General features: G+C 71.4%; 11 protein-coding genes. 10 read left to right on the forward strand and 1 reads right to left on the reverse strand.

Features of this window, described 5'->3' with window-relative positions:
- The first annotated feature begins 7 nt into the window (after positions 1-7).
- The 9 genes from ACFZBB_RS25305 (at position 8) to ACFZBB_RS25345 (ending at position 11,066) form a co-directional block, all read left to right on the forward strand.
- A complete protein-coding gene (locus tag ACFZBB_RS25305; protein WP_391126545.1) occupies positions 8-4,711 on the forward strand; it encodes a DUF6531 domain-containing protein in 4,704 nt (1,567 codons plus the stop codon).
- A 25-nt stretch (positions 4,712-4,736) separates the two neighbouring features.
- A complete protein-coding gene (locus tag ACFZBB_RS25310; RefSeq protein ID WP_391126548.1) occupies positions 4,737-5,198 on the forward strand; it encodes a hypothetical protein in 462 nt (153 codons plus the stop codon).
- A gap of 154 nt (positions 5,199-5,352) precedes the next feature.
- Positions 5,353-5,604 carry a GrpB family protein gene (locus tag ACFZBB_RS25315; RefSeq protein WP_391126551.1) on the forward strand — a complete coding sequence of 84 codons (252 nt, stop codon included), beginning with the start codon at positions 5,353-5,355 and terminating at the stop codon, positions 5,602-5,604.
- 390 nt (positions 5,605-5,994) lie between these two features.
- A complete protein-coding gene (locus ACFZBB_RS25320) occupies positions 5,995-7,692 on the forward strand; it encodes a choice-of-anchor P family protein (RefSeq protein WP_391126554.1) in 1,698 nt (565 codons plus the stop codon).
- 289 nt (positions 7,693-7,981) lie between these two features.
- Positions 7,982-8,626: a dihydrofolate reductase family protein gene (locus ACFZBB_RS25325; RefSeq protein WP_391126557.1), complete on the forward strand. Its 645-nt coding sequence runs from the start codon at positions 7,982-7,984 to the stop codon at positions 8,624-8,626.
- Positions 8,627-8,749: 123 nt separating this feature from the next.
- Entirely contained in the window at positions 8,750-9,121 is a 372-nt protein-coding gene (locus ACFZBB_RS25330; protein ID WP_391126560.1) for a sortase-dependent protein, read from the forward strand.
- A gap of 86 nt (positions 9,122-9,207) precedes the next feature.
- Positions 9,208-9,864, forward strand: a complete 657-nt coding sequence (locus tag ACFZBB_RS25335; RefSeq protein WP_391126977.1) for a class F sortase — start codon at positions 9,208-9,210, stop codon at positions 9,862-9,864.
- Between the two features lie 235 nt (positions 9,865-10,099).
- Positions 10,100-10,591, forward strand: a complete 492-nt coding sequence (locus ACFZBB_RS25340; RefSeq protein WP_391126563.1) for a sigma-70 family RNA polymerase sigma factor — start codon at positions 10,100-10,102, stop codon at positions 10,589-10,591.
- Entirely contained in the window at positions 10,575-11,066 is a 492-nt protein-coding gene (locus ACFZBB_RS25345; protein WP_391126566.1) for a hypothetical protein, read from the forward strand. The genes ACFZBB_RS25340 and ACFZBB_RS25345 overlap by 17 nt, the downstream gene beginning before the upstream one ends.
- 110 nt (positions 11,067-11,176) lie before the next feature.
- Here the strand turns inward: ACFZBB_RS25345 and ACFZBB_RS25350 are convergent, their stop codons facing one another.
- Positions 11,177-18,076: a glycoside hydrolase domain-containing protein gene (locus ACFZBB_RS25350; protein ID WP_391126569.1), complete on the reverse strand. Its 6,900-nt coding sequence runs from the start codon at positions 18,074-18,076 to the stop codon at positions 11,177-11,179.
- 466 nt (positions 18,077-18,542) lie between these two features.
- Here ACFZBB_RS25350 and ACFZBB_RS25355 point away from each other — a divergent pair, with 466 nt between their 5' ends.
- Complete coding sequence (locus tag ACFZBB_RS25355) at positions 18,543-19,433, forward strand: serine hydrolase (RefSeq protein ID WP_355336455.1); 891 nt, start codon at positions 18,543-18,545, stop codon at positions 19,431-19,433.
- Positions 19,434-19,545: the final 112 nt, after the last annotated feature.

Raw genomic sequence — 19,545 nt, forward strand, 5'->3', positions numbered from 1 at the left:
TTGGGATGTGCTGGATCTGGACCGGGATCCGGTGCCGGGTGATCCGTTCGAGGTGAGGGAACTCGCGCGGAAGCTGGGGGATTTCGCCGATGATGTCGCCTCGGCGTTGCGGTCCGTACGCGGCCTGAGCGGTGACACCGTGGTCCAGGAGTGGGCGGGGTTGTCGGGGGACGCGTACCGGCAGCAGTTCGGGGACCTTCCCGGTGAGCTGGACAAGCTGGAGCGCTCCTACCGTCTGGCGTCGGGTGCGTTGGATGATTACTGGCCGAAGCTGGAGACGGCGCAGGGTGACGCGGACCGGGCGCTGGCCCAGGGGCGCACCGCGCGGCAGGAGCTGGACACCGCCAAGTCCCAGCTCACGAACGCCGACGCGTGGGTGAAGCGGGCGCAGGACAAGTCCAAGTCGTATCAGGACGACCCGAAGCCGAACGTGCCGCCGCCGTCGGCGGAGGAGGTGCGTGCGGCGGCCCGTAACGCCACGGACGCTCAGAGCGCCCACACCACCGCGTCCACCGCCGTCCACAGCGCGCAGGCCAAGCTCGACGCGGCCAAGCAGCTCGCGGCCGACGCGGCCCAGTTGCGGGACGACGCGGCCTCGACGGCGCAGCACGCGCTGCATGAGGCGTCGGATGCGGGGATCAAGAACAAGCACTGGTGGGAGAAGGCGGTCGACTGGGTCGCCGACCACTGGGACGACATCATCGCGGTCTGCAAGGTCATCGTCGCGGTCCTGGGCATCGTCGTCCTGATCATCGGCGGCCCCCTGGCCTGGCTCGTCCTGGCCGCGGCCGTCCTCGTCCTGGCCGACACCGTCATGAAATACCTCAAAGGCCAGGCCAGCCTCTGGGACGTCCTGTTCGCAGCGCTGGACTGCATCCCCATGTTCAAGGGCCTCACCACCGCCGGCGGCCTCCTCAAAATGGCCCGCGAACTCCCCGCCCTCCTCAAATCCGGCAAGGCCCTGGAGAACATCGCCAACAGCATCCGCAAGGGCGCCAGCGGCCTGAAGAACGTCGCACAGGACATGAAGGATCTCTACAAGGGCCTTCGTTCCGGGGCTGAGAACGAGGCCAAGGCCGGCAAGGCGATGAAGGGCCGGTGCAAGGGCGGCGATCCCGTCGATATGGTCACCGGCGAGATGCTGATGTCGCATACGGACGTCAGCTTGCCCGGCCTGCTGCCCCTGATGATCGAACGCCATCATGTGTCGAGCTTCCGCTCCGGGCGATGGTTCGGCGCGGCGTGGATGTCGACCTTCGACGAACGACTGGAACTCGACAGCGATGGCGCCGTGTGCGCGCACGCGGACGGCATGCTCCAGACCTATCCGGTGCCTCGACCGGGACAGCCGGTGCTGCCGAGTCATGGCCCCCGTCGCCCCTTGGCCTGGGACGGAACTCCCGGCGGTGCGGTCACGATCAGCGACCATCTCACCGGGGAGACGCGGCACTACGGCCCCCCGCTCGCACCGGACTCCGCCGGCACCGACCGCGCGGCAGTCGTCGTGCTCCCGCTGCGGGCCGTGACCGACCGCAATGGACACCGAATAGACATCGACCGCAGCGATGACGGCGCGCCCACCGCCGTACGCCACTCCGGCGGCTATCACCTCGCGGTCGACACGGCCGAGGGTCGCGTCACCGCCCTGCGTCTGCTGCCGTCGACGGAAAGCCAGGTCGGCAGGCCGGCCAGCGGCGCGGTTGCCGGCCCGGATGACAGTTCCGTCGCCCCCGAGGCCGAGACGGACACCGACCACGGCACCCTGCTGCGCACCTACACCTATGACGGCCCGCACCGTCACCTCACCGGCGTCGCCGACTCCGCGGGCCGTCCCTACCGGCTCACGTACGACGAACGGGGCCGCATCGCGTCGTGGACCGACCGGAACGACCGGTGGTACCGCTACGAGTACGCGGGCTCGACCGACCGCGTGGCACGCGGGATCGGCCAGGACGGCGCGATGTCCGCGGAATTCACGTACGACGACGACCGCCGGACGACAACGCTGACCGACAGCCTCGGCCATCGCACCGAGTACCACTACGACGAGCGGCTCCACCTGACACGCGTCGTGGACCCGCTGGGCTTCAGCGTGCACACCGAGCACGACACGTACGGGCGACTGCTCTCGCGTACCGACGAGCTCGGCGCCACCACCCGCTTCACCCTCGGCGAGCACGGCCAGCCGGTGCGGGTGGACCGGCCGGACGGCACCAGCGTCCACGTGGCTTACCACGACGGCCTTCTGCCGATCGCCGTCACCGAGGCCGACGGCGCCCGCTGGGAGTGCGCGTACGACGACCGGGGCAACCTCCTCACCAGCACCGACCCACTCGGCGCGGTGAGTTCGTACACCTACGACGAGCGCGGGCACCGGATCAAACAAGTCGACGCGCTGGGCAGCACATTCCGGTTCGAGACCGACCGCGCGGGGCTTCCGGTGCGGGTGCTCGATCCGCGCGGCAGCGTCGTCCGGATGGACAGGGACGCGTTCGGGCGGGTCGTGCGGATCGAGAACTCGGTCGGCGGCACCGTACGTCAGAAGTGGAGTCCCGAAGGGTTGCTGCTGTGGCGCGAGGACAGCGGCGGGGGCCGCGAGTCCTGGACGTACGACCCGGAGGGCAACCTCGTATCGCGGCGCGACCCCGGCGGGTACGTCACCGCCTTCGAGTACGGCCCCTTCCGCCTGCCCAGCGCCAGAACCGATCCGGACGGCACGCGTTACCTGTTCACCCACGACACCGAGCTACGGCTCACCGCCGTGACCAATCCGCGAGGTGACGTGTGGAGTTACCACTACGACGCCGCAGGGCATCTCACCGGGGAGCGCGACTTCAACGGCCGCGCGCTCACCTACGTCTGCGACCCCGCCGGTCGGCCGGTCGAGCGGACCAACGGCGCTGGCCAGACGACCCACTTGACCTTCGACGTCGCGGGCCGGGTCGTGGAGTCGCGCACCGGCGAAGGCGCGGTCACCTCGCTGCGTTATGACCCCGCCGGACGGATGGTGGAGGCGGTCGGGCCCGACAGCGCCGTGGCCTTCGGCTATGACACGGTGGGCAGGATCGTCGCCGAGACCGTGGACGGCCGCACTGTCACCAGCGCATACGATGCGCTGGGCCGACGGGTACGGCGCACCACGCCGAGCGGCGCAGCCTCGGACTGGTCCTACGACGCGGCGGGGTTGCCCACGTCGCTGGTCGTCGCGGGCAGTCGGCTGACCTTCACGCATGACGCGGCGGGCCGCGAGACCGCCCGCGGTCTGGGCGCCGCCGCAGTGCTGACGCAGAGCTGGGACGCCGGCCACCGGCTCGTCGAGCAGGTCATCCGGGCGGGGACCGCCAATGCCCTGGAGACCGGTGGGGGGCGCGTGCGGCAGTCCCGGTCGTACAGCTACCGCGACGACGGCCATCTGGCCGGGATCACCGAACTGCTCGGCGGCACACGTCGTTTCGACCTCGATCGCGCGGGCCGGGTCACCGCGGTGTCGGCTGACGGCTGGACGGAGTCGTACGCCTACGACGCGCTCGGCAACCTCAGGGACAGCGCCCATCCGGCCCCCGGCAGCCAGGACGCGCAGGGGCCGACGGAGCGCTCCGGGACAAGGATCACCTCAGCGGGCCGCACCGCCTACGAGCACGACGCCCAGGGGCGCGTGGTCCGCGTGATCCGACGGACGCTGTCCGGACTGCGCCGGATATGGACATACGCCTGGGACGCCGAGGACCGGCTCACCGAGGCGGCGACCCCCGGAAGCGGCGTGTGGCGGTACCGCTACGACGCACTCGGCCGGCGCGTCTCGAAGGTCCGGATCGGTGAGGACGGAGCCCCCGCCGACGAGGTCCGGTTCACCTGGGACTGCGCCAATCTCGCCGAGCAGCAGACGCTCCGGGACGGCATGACGGAGACCGACACCTGGGACTGGGAGCCGGGCAGTCACCGGGCCGCGTCACAACTGCGCAGGCAGTGGCGAGCGGACGCTCCGGACGAGGTCAGTCGGCAGTTCTACGCGATCGTCACGGACCTGGTCGGCACCCCGAGCGAACTCGTCGACGAGGACGGCACGATCGCCTGGCGGGCCGCCAACACCCTCTGGGGCAGACCGCTTGGGGGAAGCGACACCGGCGACAGTCTCTGCCCGCTGGCCTTCCCCGGCCAGTACCGCGACGCGGAGACCGGGCTCCACTACAACCTGGCCCGTTACTACGACCCGGACACCGCGGCCTTCCTGACGCCCGACCCGTTCGGGCTGGTCCCCGCCCCGAATCCGCACGCGTACGTCGACAACCCCTTCCGCTGGAGCGACCCGCTCGGTCTGGAGGGCGACAGCACCGAGCCGACCCGCGTCTACGACGACTCGGAGTACGACAAGCACGGTTCGAGCGGCGGCTCATCGGCCAAGGGTGAGGTCAGCCGCGCGCCGTCCAACGGTCAGGCGGCGCTCGACCGTTCCATCGACATGGATCCGAGCAATCCCAACGTCACCAGACGCCTCGGCGTCGACCATGTGAACGGCGAGATCGTGGTCCTGGACAGGCACCGGGCGATCACCGACGCGGACGGCAATATCATCAAGGAGATCTACCACGGCCATGTGCAGTCCACGTATCCGTCGAAGAGTGTCACGCAGGGCGACCTGACGAAGCTCAAGAAGGCGGGCATGATCGACAACATCAAGAAGCAGCGTGTGCTCCCGCCGCCCTGCGAATAGCCACAGCGAAGGTCCGGTATCCCCTATGGCCTCCGAATACGACTGGGACAGCGGCGAGGGCCTGTCGCGGATCGACGACCCCGCGGCAGTGGACGCCGCGTTCGAACGCGGCGAACGCCACTTGGGCACCGCGGTGGTGGGCCTGGCCTTCACCTGCCCGCTGGCTGAGTCGTCACCGCGGATCGTCAGGGCGACAGGGCTGCCGGACCCCACAGAGCGCCAGTTCGCCTTCACCGCGGCAGGCGTAGCGGCACGGGTCCACGGCGCTCTGACACCGGAGTTGTACGCCGCCCTGCGCGCGGAGGGTTCCAGCGGCTTCGCGGAGACCGCCATCGACGACGCCCTGACGTTCGTTCCGTTCCGGAAGCTGCCGCCATGGCTCAAGCGGCGCTGGCTGCTGACCGGCGCGCGGGACACCGCGCAGGGATGGTGGCTGCGCGCCGCAGACCTGGCCGACCGGGTGTGGCGAACCGTGCGGCGCGGATGAGGGCGGTCGACGAGGCGCGGGATGTGCCGCTGCTCGCGGCGAACGGCTTCCGGTGCCGTACAGAGCCGTGGAACCGCGTCGAGGTCTCGGGCGGCCGGACGTGCCGCAAGCTCGCCTTCGCGCCGCCGGTCGGCGCGCGTGCGGGCGTGCGGGCGTGCGGGCGTGCAATGTCCACCTGCGCGAGGCCGCCGGGCCCAACTCCCGTTTCGCGCTGCTCTTCCGGGACTATCCGCGCGCGGACGAGACCGCTCGCGGGGCGTGGGGCGCGTTCAAGCAGCGGCTGGCCGTGAGCGGGCCGGACCTGCTGGACGACGGCCAGATCAAGGCCCCCGCCGCGGAGGTGCTGATGGCGGCGCCCGAACGGTGGGCGGCGGAGACCGGCTGGAGCGCCGCGCGGGCGGGTTGACGGAGGCGCCGCCCCCGCCTGCCCCGTCCGGCGGCCCGCGCGACCGCCGGAACGGCTCGGCAAACCTCCCGAATCGGTCGGCCGGGCACAGACCGGGGGCTTGCGGCAGTACGCACCGGCTTGTGCGGCGTGCGGGACCTTGTGTGCATCAAGCGGGGCGGCGCGCGCCGATGTGCGCAGGGGCGGGGGCGGGGAGGGTGACCGCAGACGCGCAACGCGTCGGCGCGGCGGGCCTGTTGACGAGCGATCGGACGGCGCACCGGCGTGCCCGTACGAAGGAGATTGTCGATGAGAGGCTTAGGCCTGGCAGATACCGGTATCGACGGAAGACGGCGCGGCGAAGGGAGCGGCGGGGCCAGTGGCCGGGCGGACCGGCGGTGGCGCAGACGGGTGGCCACGGCGCTGTTGGGCGTGACCGTGCTGGCCACGGGATCGCTGGTCGGGGGCGGCCCGGCGCAGGCGAACACGCCTGGTCAGCCCGGTACGCCGAGCGCGCCGACGAGCGTGTTCACGGAGGACTTCGAGAACGGTCAGGGCCCGGCGGTGACGACGCTGCCGGACTACACGGGCGCGGCGCCGCTGGCGGAGACGTACACCGCCGATCCGGCGTGGCTGACCTCCTGCAACGGTCTGCTCGTCTCGCAGCAGGGACCCGCGAGTCCCCCGCCGGGCGTCAACTGCGCCGGTTTCTGGAACGCGAACAAGCAGATGGCCGTCGCGCTGGGCACGTGGGCGGGCGGCAACGCGGCCACCAACCACTCGCTCACCGCCTACACCTCGGGCGATCCGGGCGCGGGGCGCACCGAGTTGGAGACCGTACGGCCGATCCCGCTGAGCGCGAGCCACCGGTTCCTGACCTTCTCGGTGGACGCGGCGGCCCAGAACTGCTTCGCCAGCCACCCCCTGCTCGCCTTCTACCTGCTCGACGGCGGCACCGCGCGCGCCGCGTTCACCTCTCCCATCGACCCGTGCCAGAAACCCGGTTCGGTGATCGGCGGCACCTCGGTGGGTACGTACGCCAGCAACGGCTCGGTGCTGTTCAGCGGCGACTCGGCCGGTATCCGACTGGTCAACGAGCAGGCCAGCGGCAACGGCAACGACGGCGCGATCGACAACGTCCGTCTGCTGGACGCCACTCCGCAGCTCGACCAGGGCTTCGCACCGGCGCACCTGCCCGTGGGCGCGCCCACCACCCTGACCTTCACCGTCACCAACACCAGTGAGCTGGCCGCCAAGAACGGCTGGTCCTTCGGCGCCCAACTCCCGGACGGGCTACGGCTGGACGGCGGCAGCGCGACCACCGACTGCGGTTCGGGAACGGCCACCGCGAACGCGGCGGACGGCACGGTGACCGTGAGCGGGAACCTCGCCGCCGGTCAGCAGTCCTGCACCGCGACTGTCGAGCTCACCTCCAACTACGGTGGCACGTATCAGATCTGCGGCTCGTCGATCACCGACCCGGTCGGCGTCGACCTGCCGGGCTGCGCCTCGGTGACCTTCACCGCGCCCGTCTTCGACGCCCGCGCGCACGGCGTACGGCTCACCTCGCCGCTGCTCAACATCGGCCCGCTGGCGCCGTCCGCCCACTCCTGCACGCCGCTGCCCGGCAGCGACAGCCACTCCGTGGTGAGCGCCGGGCTCGGCACCGTCGGCAACCTCGGTGTCCTGACCACCGACGCCTCGGGAACCGTCGACACCGACGGGACCCGTACGGCCGCGGCCCACGCCCAGACCACCGGCATCAATCTCCTCGGCGGCCTGATCACCGCCGACCTCGTCGGCACCTCGGCCCAGGCACGGCAGTCCCTCACCGACACCGGGCCAGGACCGGTCTCCTCGACCGGCTCGACCGTCCTGACCAACCTCCGCGTCGCCGGTGTCACCGTCGCCGCCAACGCCGCGCCCAACACCACCATCGCCCTGCCGCTCGTCGGCTCCCTCGTCATCAATCAGCGGACGACCGTCGCCGGAGGCAAGGGCATCACCGTCACCGCCCTCTCGCTGACCCTCCTCACCGGCGTCCACGTCACGATCGCCCAGAGCACCGCCGCCCTCCTCACCTCCACGGACCCCTGCCCCGCCACCTGACCCGACCCGACCCGACACACCCGCCCTGCCCGGGCCACGCGGACACCCCGGGCAGGGCGGCTCCGCGCCGAAAGAAGGCCCCCGGAGCAGACCCGGTCAGCCGGCAGCGGCCCGAAGCCGGGCCGCGTCCATCAGCGGCGGCACGAAGACGAGCGGATACTGCCGTACCCGACGGTTTCCGCACGTCAGGGCGTTCCGGCTGACATTGGCCCGAAGCCGGGCGATGAGTTCGGGGGGTGGCGGGGGTCTACCTCTTGGACGGGGAAAAGACAACGATCGGGAGTACGTCATGGGTCTCATTCACATCGAGCTGTTCACGACGCTGGACCTGGTGGGGCAGGCGCCCGGGGGGCCGGAGGAGGATCCGGAGGGGTTCTCGTACGGGGGGTGGCAGGTGCCGATGCTGGACGAGGTGGCCGGGGCGCAGGTGGACGCGGCGTACGAGGGGACGGACGCGCTGCTGCTCGGGCGGCGGACGTACGACATCTTCGCCGGGTACTGGCCGCATCAGAAGGACGGGGACAACGGGGGGTTCGCGACGCTCTTCAACAGCGTGCCGAAGTACGTGGCCTCGCGGGGTACGCCCGATCTGTCGTGGGCGGGGTCGACGCACCTGGGGCCGGACCTGGTGGCGGCGGTGCGCGAGGTGCGGGAGCGGCACGAGCACATCAAGGTGGTCGGGAGCCTGAACCTGGTGCAGACGCTGCTGCGCGAGAAGCTGTTCGACCGGCTGGACCTCTGGGTGCACCCGATCATGCTGGGCGTCGGGAAGAAGGTGTTCGACGGCGGCGCGGTCCCCACGAACGTCACCCTGCTCGCACCGCCCGTGGCCAGCCCGAAGGGCACCGTGCACCTGCGGTACGCACGCGCCGACGGCGTCCCCGGGACCGGCGACATGAGCGCGGTCGACCGCGGCGCAGGGCAGGGCGCCTGAAGCACCGTTCGGCGGCTTTGCCAGCTCTTTACAATCCGTTCCGCCCACGTCTCGTCTTTTCAGTCGATCCGCACCTCAGCCCGCGCGTGACCGCGCGGGCGGGCCGACGAAAGAGAGCGATTCATGCGCCGAACTGTTCTGAGCGCCGTGGCACTCGCGTGCACTGCCGTGCTGGCGAACGGTGTGCCCGCGTTCGCCGACGGGGCGTCCCCGACCCCCACCCCGACCAGCGTGAAGACGCAGTCGGCCGCGCCGTCGACCGGGTCGTCGGACGCCACCTCGTCCGCGCGGCCCTCCGCGTCCCCCGCGCCGACCAAGGCGACGTCGGGCCAGGTCCCCGCGGTGCCGAAGGGAGCGCCGAACACCGGTGAGGCGCCGGTGGCCTCGCACGGCGGAAACGACGGCGGCCTGATCGGCGGAGGCGCGGCCGCGGTGCTCGCGCTCGGCGGCGGGGCGGTCCTCCTCGTACGCCGCCGGCGGGCGACCGGGGCGTGACCTCCGGCCGCGCGGGCGACCGGAGCGCGGGCGACCGCAGCGCGGGCTTCCGAGCCGTGAGCGACCGCAGCGCGGGCGACCGGACCGTGGGCTTCCGACTCACCTGCCCCCGGCGCGCCTTCGTCACCGCGGTGACGGCCGCCCTCCTGCTCACCGGCTGCGGCGGCCATCAAGCCGCGGGCCACGCAGCGGGCGACGCCTCGGGTGACACCTCCAGCCGCACCGCCGTGACCGAACGTCCCACCGGCGCACCGCCCTCTTCGCGGCCCGCCGCGAAGTCGGTACGCGCGCTGGCGCGTTCGGTCCCGGTGCGGCTGGAGGTCCCGGCCATCGGGGTCAACACCCCGGTCATGGAGCTGGGGTTGGCCCCGGACGGCACCGTGGAGGTCCCGCCGATCACGGCGCACGACCGCGCGGGCTGGTACCGGGGCTCGCCGACACCGGGTCAGACCGGACCCTCGGTGATCCTCGCCCACGTCACGGTCGGCGCGTACGGGGACGGGGTCTTCCGGCACCTCTCGCGGCTGCGCCCGGGCGACCGGATCGTGGCACGCCTGAAGAACGGCGAGGCGGCGCGATTCGCCGTCACCGACGTCCGTACGGTCGCCAAGTCGGACTTCCCGACGGACGCGGTCTACGGCGACGTGAACCGTCCCGAGCTGCGGCTCATCACGTGCGGCGGCCCGCGCGAAGGCACCGGCTACCGCGACAACGTCATCGTCTTCGCCTCGCTGATCCCGTAGCGGGCGCGTCACCACCCACCACGACCGAGGCGGTCTCCTGACGCCTTCCCCGGGTCCCGGGCCGCCGCCGATCCCCCTACGCCGGCGGCCCGGGCCCCTCCCCGAGCGACCGCACAAGACCGCACACGACCGCAAGGAACCGCAAGGAACCAAAAAGACCGCAAGAGTCCGCGACGGCCCGCACGACCCGCAAGAAGTCCGCGACAGCACCACCCTGCCCCCGACATGGAGAGCGTTGAAACGGTCCCGCGAGAAGGCAGCGTCCGAGCTGTTCGCCGCCTTCTACCCGCGCCTCGCCGGCTGGTGCCGCCGCCTGGTCGACGACGACGAGACGGCCCACGAGATCGCCTCGGAGGCGTTCACCCGGCTCTGGGCCCGCTGGACGGCGGTGGCCGAGCCGCGCGGCTTCCTGTACGTCACCGCGACCAATCTCGTACGGGATCATTGGCGCAAGCTGGAGCGCGAGCGCAGGGCCGTACGCCGGGCCACCGTGGAAGCCGCGGTACGGCCGCCGGCCGAGCAGACCGACCCGTCGCTGCGCATGCTGGTGCAGTCGCTGCCGGAACGCCTGCGCGTGCCGATCCTGCTGCACTACTACGCCGACCTCCCGATCCGGGAGATATCCCTGCTCACCGGCCGCAAGGAGGGGACGGTCATGTCCGACCTCCACACCGCCAGGGAACTGCTGCGCGCCCACTTGAGGAGAAGCCTTGATCACACAGTCTGACGACGGTCAGGACTTTGACCCCGAGGACCCGCTGACGGTCATCCTGCGGCCCACCCCCGACCACCTCGGGCTGCCGCCCGGCCGGTACGAGAAGATCCGCCGGGGCGCGGCCCGCCGCCGCCTGCTCCGTATCGCCGTCGGGGTCGGCCTGTCCGGCGCCGTCGCCGTCCTCGTCGCGCTGCCGCTGCGCATGGCGGGACCGCAGTCGCCCGCCGCGCCCGCGATCCCGCTCGGCACGCCGCCCGCGAGCGGCCCCGCGCCCAGGCCCGCCACCACCACCCCGACGCCGCGGCCCGCGCCGACCGACGCCCCTGTCACGGCGAAGACCGGGCCCACGGCCCAGGCCCCGTCCCCGAGCGCCGCCACGCGGACCGGACCGCCCAGCAAATCCGCCTCCACCTCGGCCACTCCGACCCCCACCACGGCCCGCCCGACGGACCGCTCCACGGACGGTCCCGCCACCTCCAACCGGTAGGCCGCGCACGGGAGTTGCGGCCGCACTTCCCGCAACACGCCCCGCAACACGCCGCAGGGCCCGACCAGGATGCGGTCGGGCCCCGCGGGGTTACGCGGATCGGGGCGCGGTCAGTGCCCGTTGCCCCGCGCGGGCCGGTGGAAGGCGACGGTGTAGGTACGGGTCACCGAGCCGTTGGGTGAGGTCAGGGTGACGGTGCGGGTGGTGGAGCGCGGCGCGGTCGAGGAGACGACCGCGCTTCCGTCGGCGACCTTGACCCGGGTGCCGGGCTGGGCCGGTACGGCGGTGACGGCCGGGACCTTGCCGTTGGCGGGGAGGTCGACGACGTACGTGGAGACCTCGGGGTCGAAGCCGTCGACGGCGACTCCCCCGACCTTGAGGGCACTCGCGTCGGCGACGCTCGCCTTCGTGGCGTCGGCGTGGTTGGTGACGGTGACCGAGCCGTCGTGGTTGACCACGACGTGCGCGGCCATCGCGGCGGCCAGATTGATCCGCTCCCAGCTCGGTGCGCCGTCCGCCGTGAGGTCGAGCGGGTAGCCCGAGTCGGTGGCGGTCTGCTGGAGGATCTGGGTGCGCTGCCCGGTGGTGAGGTCGGGGAACGCGGTGATCAGCAGGGCCGCCGCGTCGGCCGGGGCGGTGAGGGGCTGACCGGCCTTGCCCGTACGGGAGAAGCCGTAGGCCAGGCGCTGCGTGTAGACGTCGACGTCCTGCGCCGTGGTGAGACCGCCGTAGGAGTCGCCCGCGCAGGCGGCGAGCGTGTCGCCGTATCCCTGCTTCTCGCACCGCGCGAGCAGCACGTTCTCGATCTCGGTGTGGGCCTGCGTGAGCAGTTGCGCGAAGTCGGGGTCGGCCCACCGGTGGGCCACGGTGGCCTGTCCGGTGATGCGTCCGCCCATGACGTCGAGCGGGTAGTGGAAGCCGAGGACGACCCGGTTGTCGCCGTACTCCGAGGTGCGGGCGAGGATCGACGGCGCCAACTCCGGCAGGAGCGTGGCCAGTACGGTCCCGGCCTCGTATCCGCCGTACGTGTGACCGCTCGGGTACGAGCCGCTGCCGGCGAGGCCGCTGTACGAGCCGTCCTGCGACTCGTAGACGTCCCCGCCGTCGCCGACGAAGCCGAGCCGGACGTACGGGCGCAGGTAGCCGTAGTGGTCCTTGGCCGCGTCGTGGGTGTCGAGACCCTGGGTGACCCGGCCGAACAGGGCGCTGGTCTTGGGCAGTTGGCCGCTATTCAGCGCGTCGCTGTAGATCGCGCCGAGCCGGGACCCGAGGCCGTCCGCCAGCGTGACGGTGGCGCTGTGCGTCGCGTCGACCTCGGCCCTGTCCACCTCCTTCTGCGTGGCCGCGTTGTTGACGCGCACCGCGATCTCGTCGTTCTCCGCGGTGAGCGACGTGCCCTTCGCCACCTTGGAGTTGGCGCCGAGGACGCTGGAGGGGAGGTGGTCGAAACCGCTGAGGAGGTTGGTGAAGTAGTCGGAACCGTCGCCGGTCGCGGGCCACTTGTCCGACGCGTAGCTCGCCTTCAGCGTCTCGTCGGGGAACGGGGACGGGGTGTACGTCGGGGCCGCCGCGTCCTGAGCGGCGGCCGGGTCGTCCGAGGTCCCGGCCAGCGTCACCGCGGTGACGGTCGCCGAGTGGGCCTTGGCGTTGCCCTCGGCCTTGCCCTCGGCCTTGCCCTCGGACTTGCCCACCGCCTTGCCCACGGCCTTGCCCGAGACCGTGAGCAGCGCCGTGCCGGTCGTGGCGGGAAGGTGCGCGGTGGAACCGTCGTCGAGGGTCACGGTGTAGCCGATCACCGGGAATCCGCCGTCTCCGGCCGCCTGCCAGGTCACCCGGACGTGGCTGCCGTCCGTGGTCACCCCCGTCACGTGCGGCTTCTGCGGCTTGCCGCCGCCGGTCACCACGGGCGCGGTGGCGGCGCTCTGCCGCGAGGCGCCGACGGAGTTCAGCGCCTGGACGCGCGCGGTGAACGAGCGGCCCGCGGGCAGCGAAGTGAACACCGTGCCGCGGCTGTTCGGGTCGCGGATCTCGACCTGGTGGCCGTCGCTGAGGCTGATCCGGTAGCCGGTGACGGGCGAGGCGCCGGTGTCCTGCGGCGCGGCCCAGGCGACGGTCACACTCGCGCCGGACGAGGTCGCCGACACCGCGCCGGGCGCGGCCGGTACGGTCTTGGGCTTCGTCCTGAGCGCGGACATCGCGCGGTCGAGGGCCTGGTAGCGCGCGGTGAGGGCCGCGTCCGTCGCCTTGTCGTCCGCGACTGCCGCCTTGGCCGCGGTGAGCGCGGTGGTGAACGCCTTCCACGACGCGTCCGTGTAGCGCGCGTTGTCGAGGGCCGACGCCGTGCCGACCAGGTTCTCCAGTCGCAGCCGGGGCAGCGGAATCAGCTGGTCGGCGGCGAGGGTGAGGCTGCGGGTCTGCGTGTCGACTTCGAGCTGGGCCGCGTCGGCGGCGGCCAACAGAGCTTGCGCGGAGGCGAGTTCACGCCGGAACACGCCGAAGTCGATCGTGTCGTAGCGCGCCGCGTCGCCGGACAGTCCCGCGTACCGGTCGACCGCCTTGCGCAGCGCGGTCTTGTCCGTCGCGGTGGGCGTGTCGACGTGGCTGAAGGTGATCCGGCCCAGATTCGCGACGTACGGGTGCGAGGAGTCCGGAGTCGTCAGCAGCCGCAGGTGGACGGTGTGGGTGCCGGTGACCGGCGTGGGCAGCGTCAGGCTCGTCGTGCCTCCCGACGACCACGCGCTTCCGGTGACCGGCAGCGGGACGGTCGCGTACGGCGTCCCCGGATCGGCCGCGTCGAAGGAGTCCAGGTAGAGCTGGACGGCGGAACCCGTGCCGCAGCGGGCGGAGTTGTTGACGTAGGTGAAGGTGACGGTGTTCTTCGGGGCGGACCCGAAGTCGACGGCGCCGTAGCCGGCCCAGGCACCGTTGTACGTACCGCCGAGGTCGGTGGTGGAGCCGGAGCCGGTCCAGCCGACCGGCTCGCTCTTGAGGCCGCCGCCGCTGTTGGAGTCGAACGCGGTGGCGTCGAAGCCCACCGGGGCGTCGGCGGTGCGCGTCAGGGTCAGCGAGTAGACGTTGGCCACGTACGGCTGCGAGGACGACTGGGTGCTGGAGACGAAGTCGGCGTACACGTCCTGGACGCCGGTGAAGACGGCCGGGTCGAGCTGAACGGTCGCGGTGGCGAGGGTTCCCCAGCCGGAGCCGGTGTAGTCGAGCGGGATGTCGACGCTCTTCTCGCCGTCCTTCGAGCCGAGGTGCAGTTCGAGGTGCGAGTCGGACGCGGCGCGCGACTGCGGCTTGTCATAGCTGACGGTGACGGTGTCGGCGCCGTCCTTGAGGTCGGTGGCCTTCCACTGGGCCCACGCGCCGTTCGTGGTGTTCTCGAAGATGCCGTTGCCGAGACTGAGCGGCAGCGAACCGCCGCCGGTCGTGGTGCTGTTGGCCGCCGTCAGCGTGGCGAGCGTGGTCGAGGGCGACGAGGAGACCGCCTCGGGCGAGAACTGGTACCAATCGAAGTTCGACACCCACTGCTGGCCGGACGGCGCGTGGAAGACGAACGTCGCACCGGACGCGGCGAGCAGCGCGTCCGGGTCGGTGACGGCCGCCCGAACGGTGGTGTAGGTCTGCCAACTGCCCGTGCCGGGAAGGGAGACGGTGGCGACGACAGGGCCGTCCGCGGCGCCCGCGTGCACGTCGACGCTGCTCGGCTTCGCGCTCGTGGCCTGCGAGTTGGCGTAGCGGACCGCGACGCTGCGCGGTGCGACCCCGCCGAAGTCCAGCTTGTTGTACCGCTCCCAGGCGCCCTCGGTGACCCCGCCGAGGTCGCCGTCGGAGTAGTACGCCTCCTTGACGAGGCTGGGGCCCTCCATCTGGTCGGGGGCCTCGGCCTGGAGTACGGCGTAGCCGCCCTCGTCGATGGTGAGCGCGTCGGCGGCCGAACGCAGGGCGTCCTGCGCCGCCATGAGCGTGCCCGTCCTGGCGGCGGTGTCCGCGAGGGCGGTCCGCGCGCGCTCCAGCGCCGAACGGAACAGCGTCCAGGAGCCGTCGGAGTAGTTGCCGCCGCGCACCAGGGACGCCTGGTCGACGAGCGCGCCGAGCGAGGCGCGGTACACCGCGGCGGCGGAGACGGTCAGCGGGTCGGTCGCCGAGATGCCGGTGCCGCTCACCGTGGAGGCGCGCACGCCGTGGGCGAAGGCCGCGTCCCGGAAGGTGATGCCGTAGCGCGCGTCGACCTTCGTGGTGCCGGTGAGCGACAGCGTCGCCGTACGCGAGCCGGTCACGCGGAGGTCGGCCGTGACGCCGCCGGGCAGGCCGGTCACGCTCGCCGCGCCGGTCCTGGTGAGGCTGGTGCCGCTGCGGGCGGCGAAGGACGCGGGTCCCGACAGGGTGAGCTTCACGCTGCCGTGGACGGTGCCGTCCGCGGCGGTGGCGACGGTGTCCGGGCGGGCGGAGAGCACGGTGCCTGTGGTGCCCGTTCCGGTGCCGCCGTGGCCGGTGTCGGTGTCGGTGTCCAGCGAGTACGCGGGCTTGGTGTCGGCGCCCCACCGGGAGGGCTTGGCGCCCATGGTGAAGTCGAGGGTCCCACCGGCGATGATCTGCGAGTAGTCCAGCCAAGTGTCATTGAAACGCTTGCCGTTGAGGGTCGCGCTCTGTACGTAGTAGTCGGTCGGCGAGACTCCGCCGGCCTTCACCGTGAAGCGGGAGCCGTTGGCGTACGTGATCGTCGTGGAGTCGAAGAACGGGCTGCCGATCTGGAACTGGCTGGAGCCCGCGGTCACCGGGAACAGGCCGAGGGCCGCCGCGACGAACATGGTCGACATGGTGCCCGCGTCGTTGTCCATCGTCGGCAGGAAGCCGTTCGGAGCGAGCTTGTAGACCTGCGTCTTGACCGGCGGAGTGAACTCGCCGCCGCCGCTGGGGGCTTCGTTGGTCGAGCCCGTCGCGATGTACCGGTTCCAGGTCGAGCCGGTGTAGATGGCGCGCACCCACTTCTGCGTCAGGCTGGGCTCGCCGACGTAGTTGAAGAGGTACGGGGCCTGGAGGTCGATCTCGTTCGCGTTGGAGTGCAGCATGGTCGAGCCGTTGTCGAGGGCGGAGTCCTCGCCGAACATGTGGTCGACGGCGGCCTTTCCGGCCTTGGCGCCGCCCATGGCCTTGATGAGGCCGCCCATGTCGTAGGCGTCGTACCAGTGGTACTGCCAGAGCGTGCCCTGGTAGAGACCGGCCGCCTCGAACTTCTCGTAGTCGGCGCTCTGCCAGTCGCCGCCGGACGCGCGCGGGGTCAGCAGACCGACCTTGGTGCCGTCACCGGCCGTCCAGGCACCGGACTTCACCAGGTTGTCGATCGCCATCGTCGACTGAGTGCGCAGCTTGCCGGCGTCCGCGTCCTTGCCGAGCGCGCCCGCGATGATGGACAACGCCCACTGGTCGTAACCGCGTTGGACCGTCGTACCGGGATCACCGGTGACGTATCCCTGGCGCAACTGCGCGCCCGTGTAGAACCCGGAGTACGACAGCAGCGCCGGATACGCCTCGTCGAGCCGGTCGAAGTTCTTGTACCCCTTCGACAGCGCGTCGGCGATCACCACCGCCGAGCGCTCCCACCGCACGGTCGGCACCGAGTGGGTGAGACTGCCGAGGCTCTTGCCCGAGGCGTGCACGTCGGCGAAGAGCACGATGAGCGACTGCACCAGGTCCCGGTACGTGGCCGGGTCGATGTACGCCTCGACCGAGTACTTCCTGAAGTCGTCCCAGGTGGACCAGCCGTCGTAGTACGTGAAGCCGTTCGCGGTGTGCACCGCGCCGTCCGCGCCGTGGTAGGTCCCGCTGGTGCTGGTGGCGTTCACCGGCAGCCCGTACATCCGGTACAGGTGCGTGTAGAACTCCTTGGTGAGCGTCGACCCGGGGTCGGACTTCGCGGAGGCGCTGACGGCGACCGCGCCGAGCGTGCTGTTCCACTCCGCCTTCGTCCGTGCGCGCGCCTGGTCGAAGGTGAGGCCGCCGACCTCGTTGCGCTGGTCGGTCACCGCCTGTTCCGCGCTGATCGGCGAGAGCGTGACCCGCAGTTCGACGTCGCGCCCGTCCGCCTTGTCGAATCCGAGGACCGCTCCGGCGTCGGAACCGTCCCGCGTGGTCGCGTCGCCCAGCGTGCCGTCGTTGCCCCAGCTCTTCAGCGAGGTCACCGGGACATTGGTCGTGGCGGCGTAATAGAGCTGGTACGAGGCGCCGTTGAACGAACCCGCGATGAGGCCGGTGATCGAGGTCGTCCCGTTCGGGAGCGTCGTCGCCTTCATCGTCGTGCGGGTGCGGCTGGTGAAGTTGTTCGCGAGGTCGAGGACGAGTTGGGGCTCGGCGCCGTCCGGGAAGCTGTAGCGCTCCAGGGCCGTACGCGTCGTCGCCGTCATCTCGGCCTTGACGGTCCCGGCGTCCCGCGTCACCGCCGAGGCGGTCCCGGAGACCGACCCGAGCCCCACCTGGTAGTAACCGGGCGTCGCCGTCTCGTCGTTGTGGCTGTACGGGTGCGCGTACGTGCTGGGCGCCGGGCGCTTGTCGTAGCGCACGGACGTCGGGACGACCAGCAGGTCACCGCCGCCGCCCGAGCCGCCGACACCGTCGAGATTCGTCGCGGTGAACCCGGCGATGCGGCTCTCGTTGTAGTCGTACCCCGTGTGGTTGCGGCCCGGTGTGGTCAGCGGGTTGACCTTGGCGAGGCTGTGCGGCGCCTCGGCGCCCGGCAGGTCGTTGCCGTCGTCACCCGCGGTGGAGACGAAGGGGTCGACGAGCTTGGTGTAGTCGGTGCCGCTCGACGCGCCGGACGTGTTGGACGTGTTGGACGTGTTGGAGGCGTTGGCCGGGGGTGCCGCCGTGGCCGTACCGGCGCCCGCCAGCGCGGCGAAGGCGAGCGACCCGGTGAGCAGCGCCGCGACCGTGGCGCGCAGGCGGCCGTGGTGCCCGCGGGCGGCTCCCGGTGGCGTCACGCGGGGCGTCGGGGCATGGGATCTGATGGGCATGTGGCCTCTCCGGAGTCGCGGAACGCACGCACGACCCCGGGAGGACAACGTTGTCAACCCAACACTGGAGCGTGCAGAGTGAGATGGCGGTGGACACGCCGGAGTATTCCCGCAAGCGCCCACGGACGTCCACCATCAGACACGGGAAAGGCGTACGGGGGACAAACGGAATCCGCACAGAAGGTGCGCTCCGGGCGCACGGGACGGGGCGTGGGCGCGACTCACGCGGCCGGTGACCCGTCGGCCGGAGTGGACCGGCCCCCGTGACCGGCTGCGGCGAAGGGGGTGTGGGACGGGAGTTGGAGGGGAGCCGTGAGGGGAGTCGGACCGGGCGTTGGATCTCCGGTGGATAACGACTCGGTGAGAACCGGCCGGGCACCACATCCATCCGGCCGGGTGGCGCGTCTCACCTTCGAGCCGCACACTCTCGTGTGACCGCGCCGCAGGGGCATTTGGAGCAATCAACGTGATAACCGGCAGCAAGGCCATTCGTCGTACGTCCGTGGTGGCCGTCACCGCGGGCGCCGTACTGACCGTCGGAGCGCTCGGCTCCACGGCCCAGGCGGCGACGCCCGCGCCGCCTCCGATCGTGGCCAAGGGCGGCTACGTGATGAACAACTCGACGGGCACGACCTACTACACCAAGACCGCCGACACCAAGCGGTCCACCGGCTCCACCACGAAGATCATGACCTTCGAGGTGGTGCTGCGGCAGAAGAAGCTCAACCTGAACGCCAAGGTCACCGTCCAGAAGGCGTACAGCGACTACATCGTCAGCAAGAACGCCTCCTCGGCCCGCCTGATCGTCGGCGACAAGGTCACCGTGCGGCAGCTCCTGTACGGGATGATGCTGCCGTCCGGCTGCGACGCGGCGTACGCGCTGGCCGACAAGTACGGCGTGGGCTCCACGCGGGCCGCCCGGGTCAAGCAGTTCGTCGGCCAGATGAACTCCACCGCCAAGGCGCTGGGCCTGAAGAACACCCACTTCGACTCCTTCGACGGAATCGGCAACGGGAACAACTACTCGACGCCGCGCGACCTGACGAAGCTCGCGAGCACCGCCATGAAGAGCGCCGACTTCCGCTCGGTGGTGAAGACCCGCTCCATCAAGACCAAGGCCACCACCAAGAGCAACGGCTACCGCTACTACACCTGGACCAACACCAATACGCTGTTGGGCAGTTACAGCGGCGCGATCGGCCTCAAGACGGGCTCGGGCCCGCAGGCCGGCTACTGCCTCGTCTTCGCCGCCACCCGCGGCAACCGCACCGTGATCGGGACCGTCCTGTCGTCCAGCTCGGTGAACCAGCGGGCGACGGACGCCAAGAAGCTGATGGACTACGCCTTCAAGCGCTGACGCGCCAGTCGGACGAGAGCCCTTGACGAAAGGGCCCGCTGACGAAGAGGCGCTCTGACGAAGAGGCGCTCTGACGAAAAGGCCCCGCTCGCCGTCTCCGGTGAGCGGGGCC

The sequence above is a fragment of the Streptomyces sp. NPDC008139 genome (genome assembly GCF_042957025.1).
GTDB lineage: Bacteria > Actinomycetota > Actinomycetes > Streptomycetales > Streptomycetaceae > Actinacidiphila.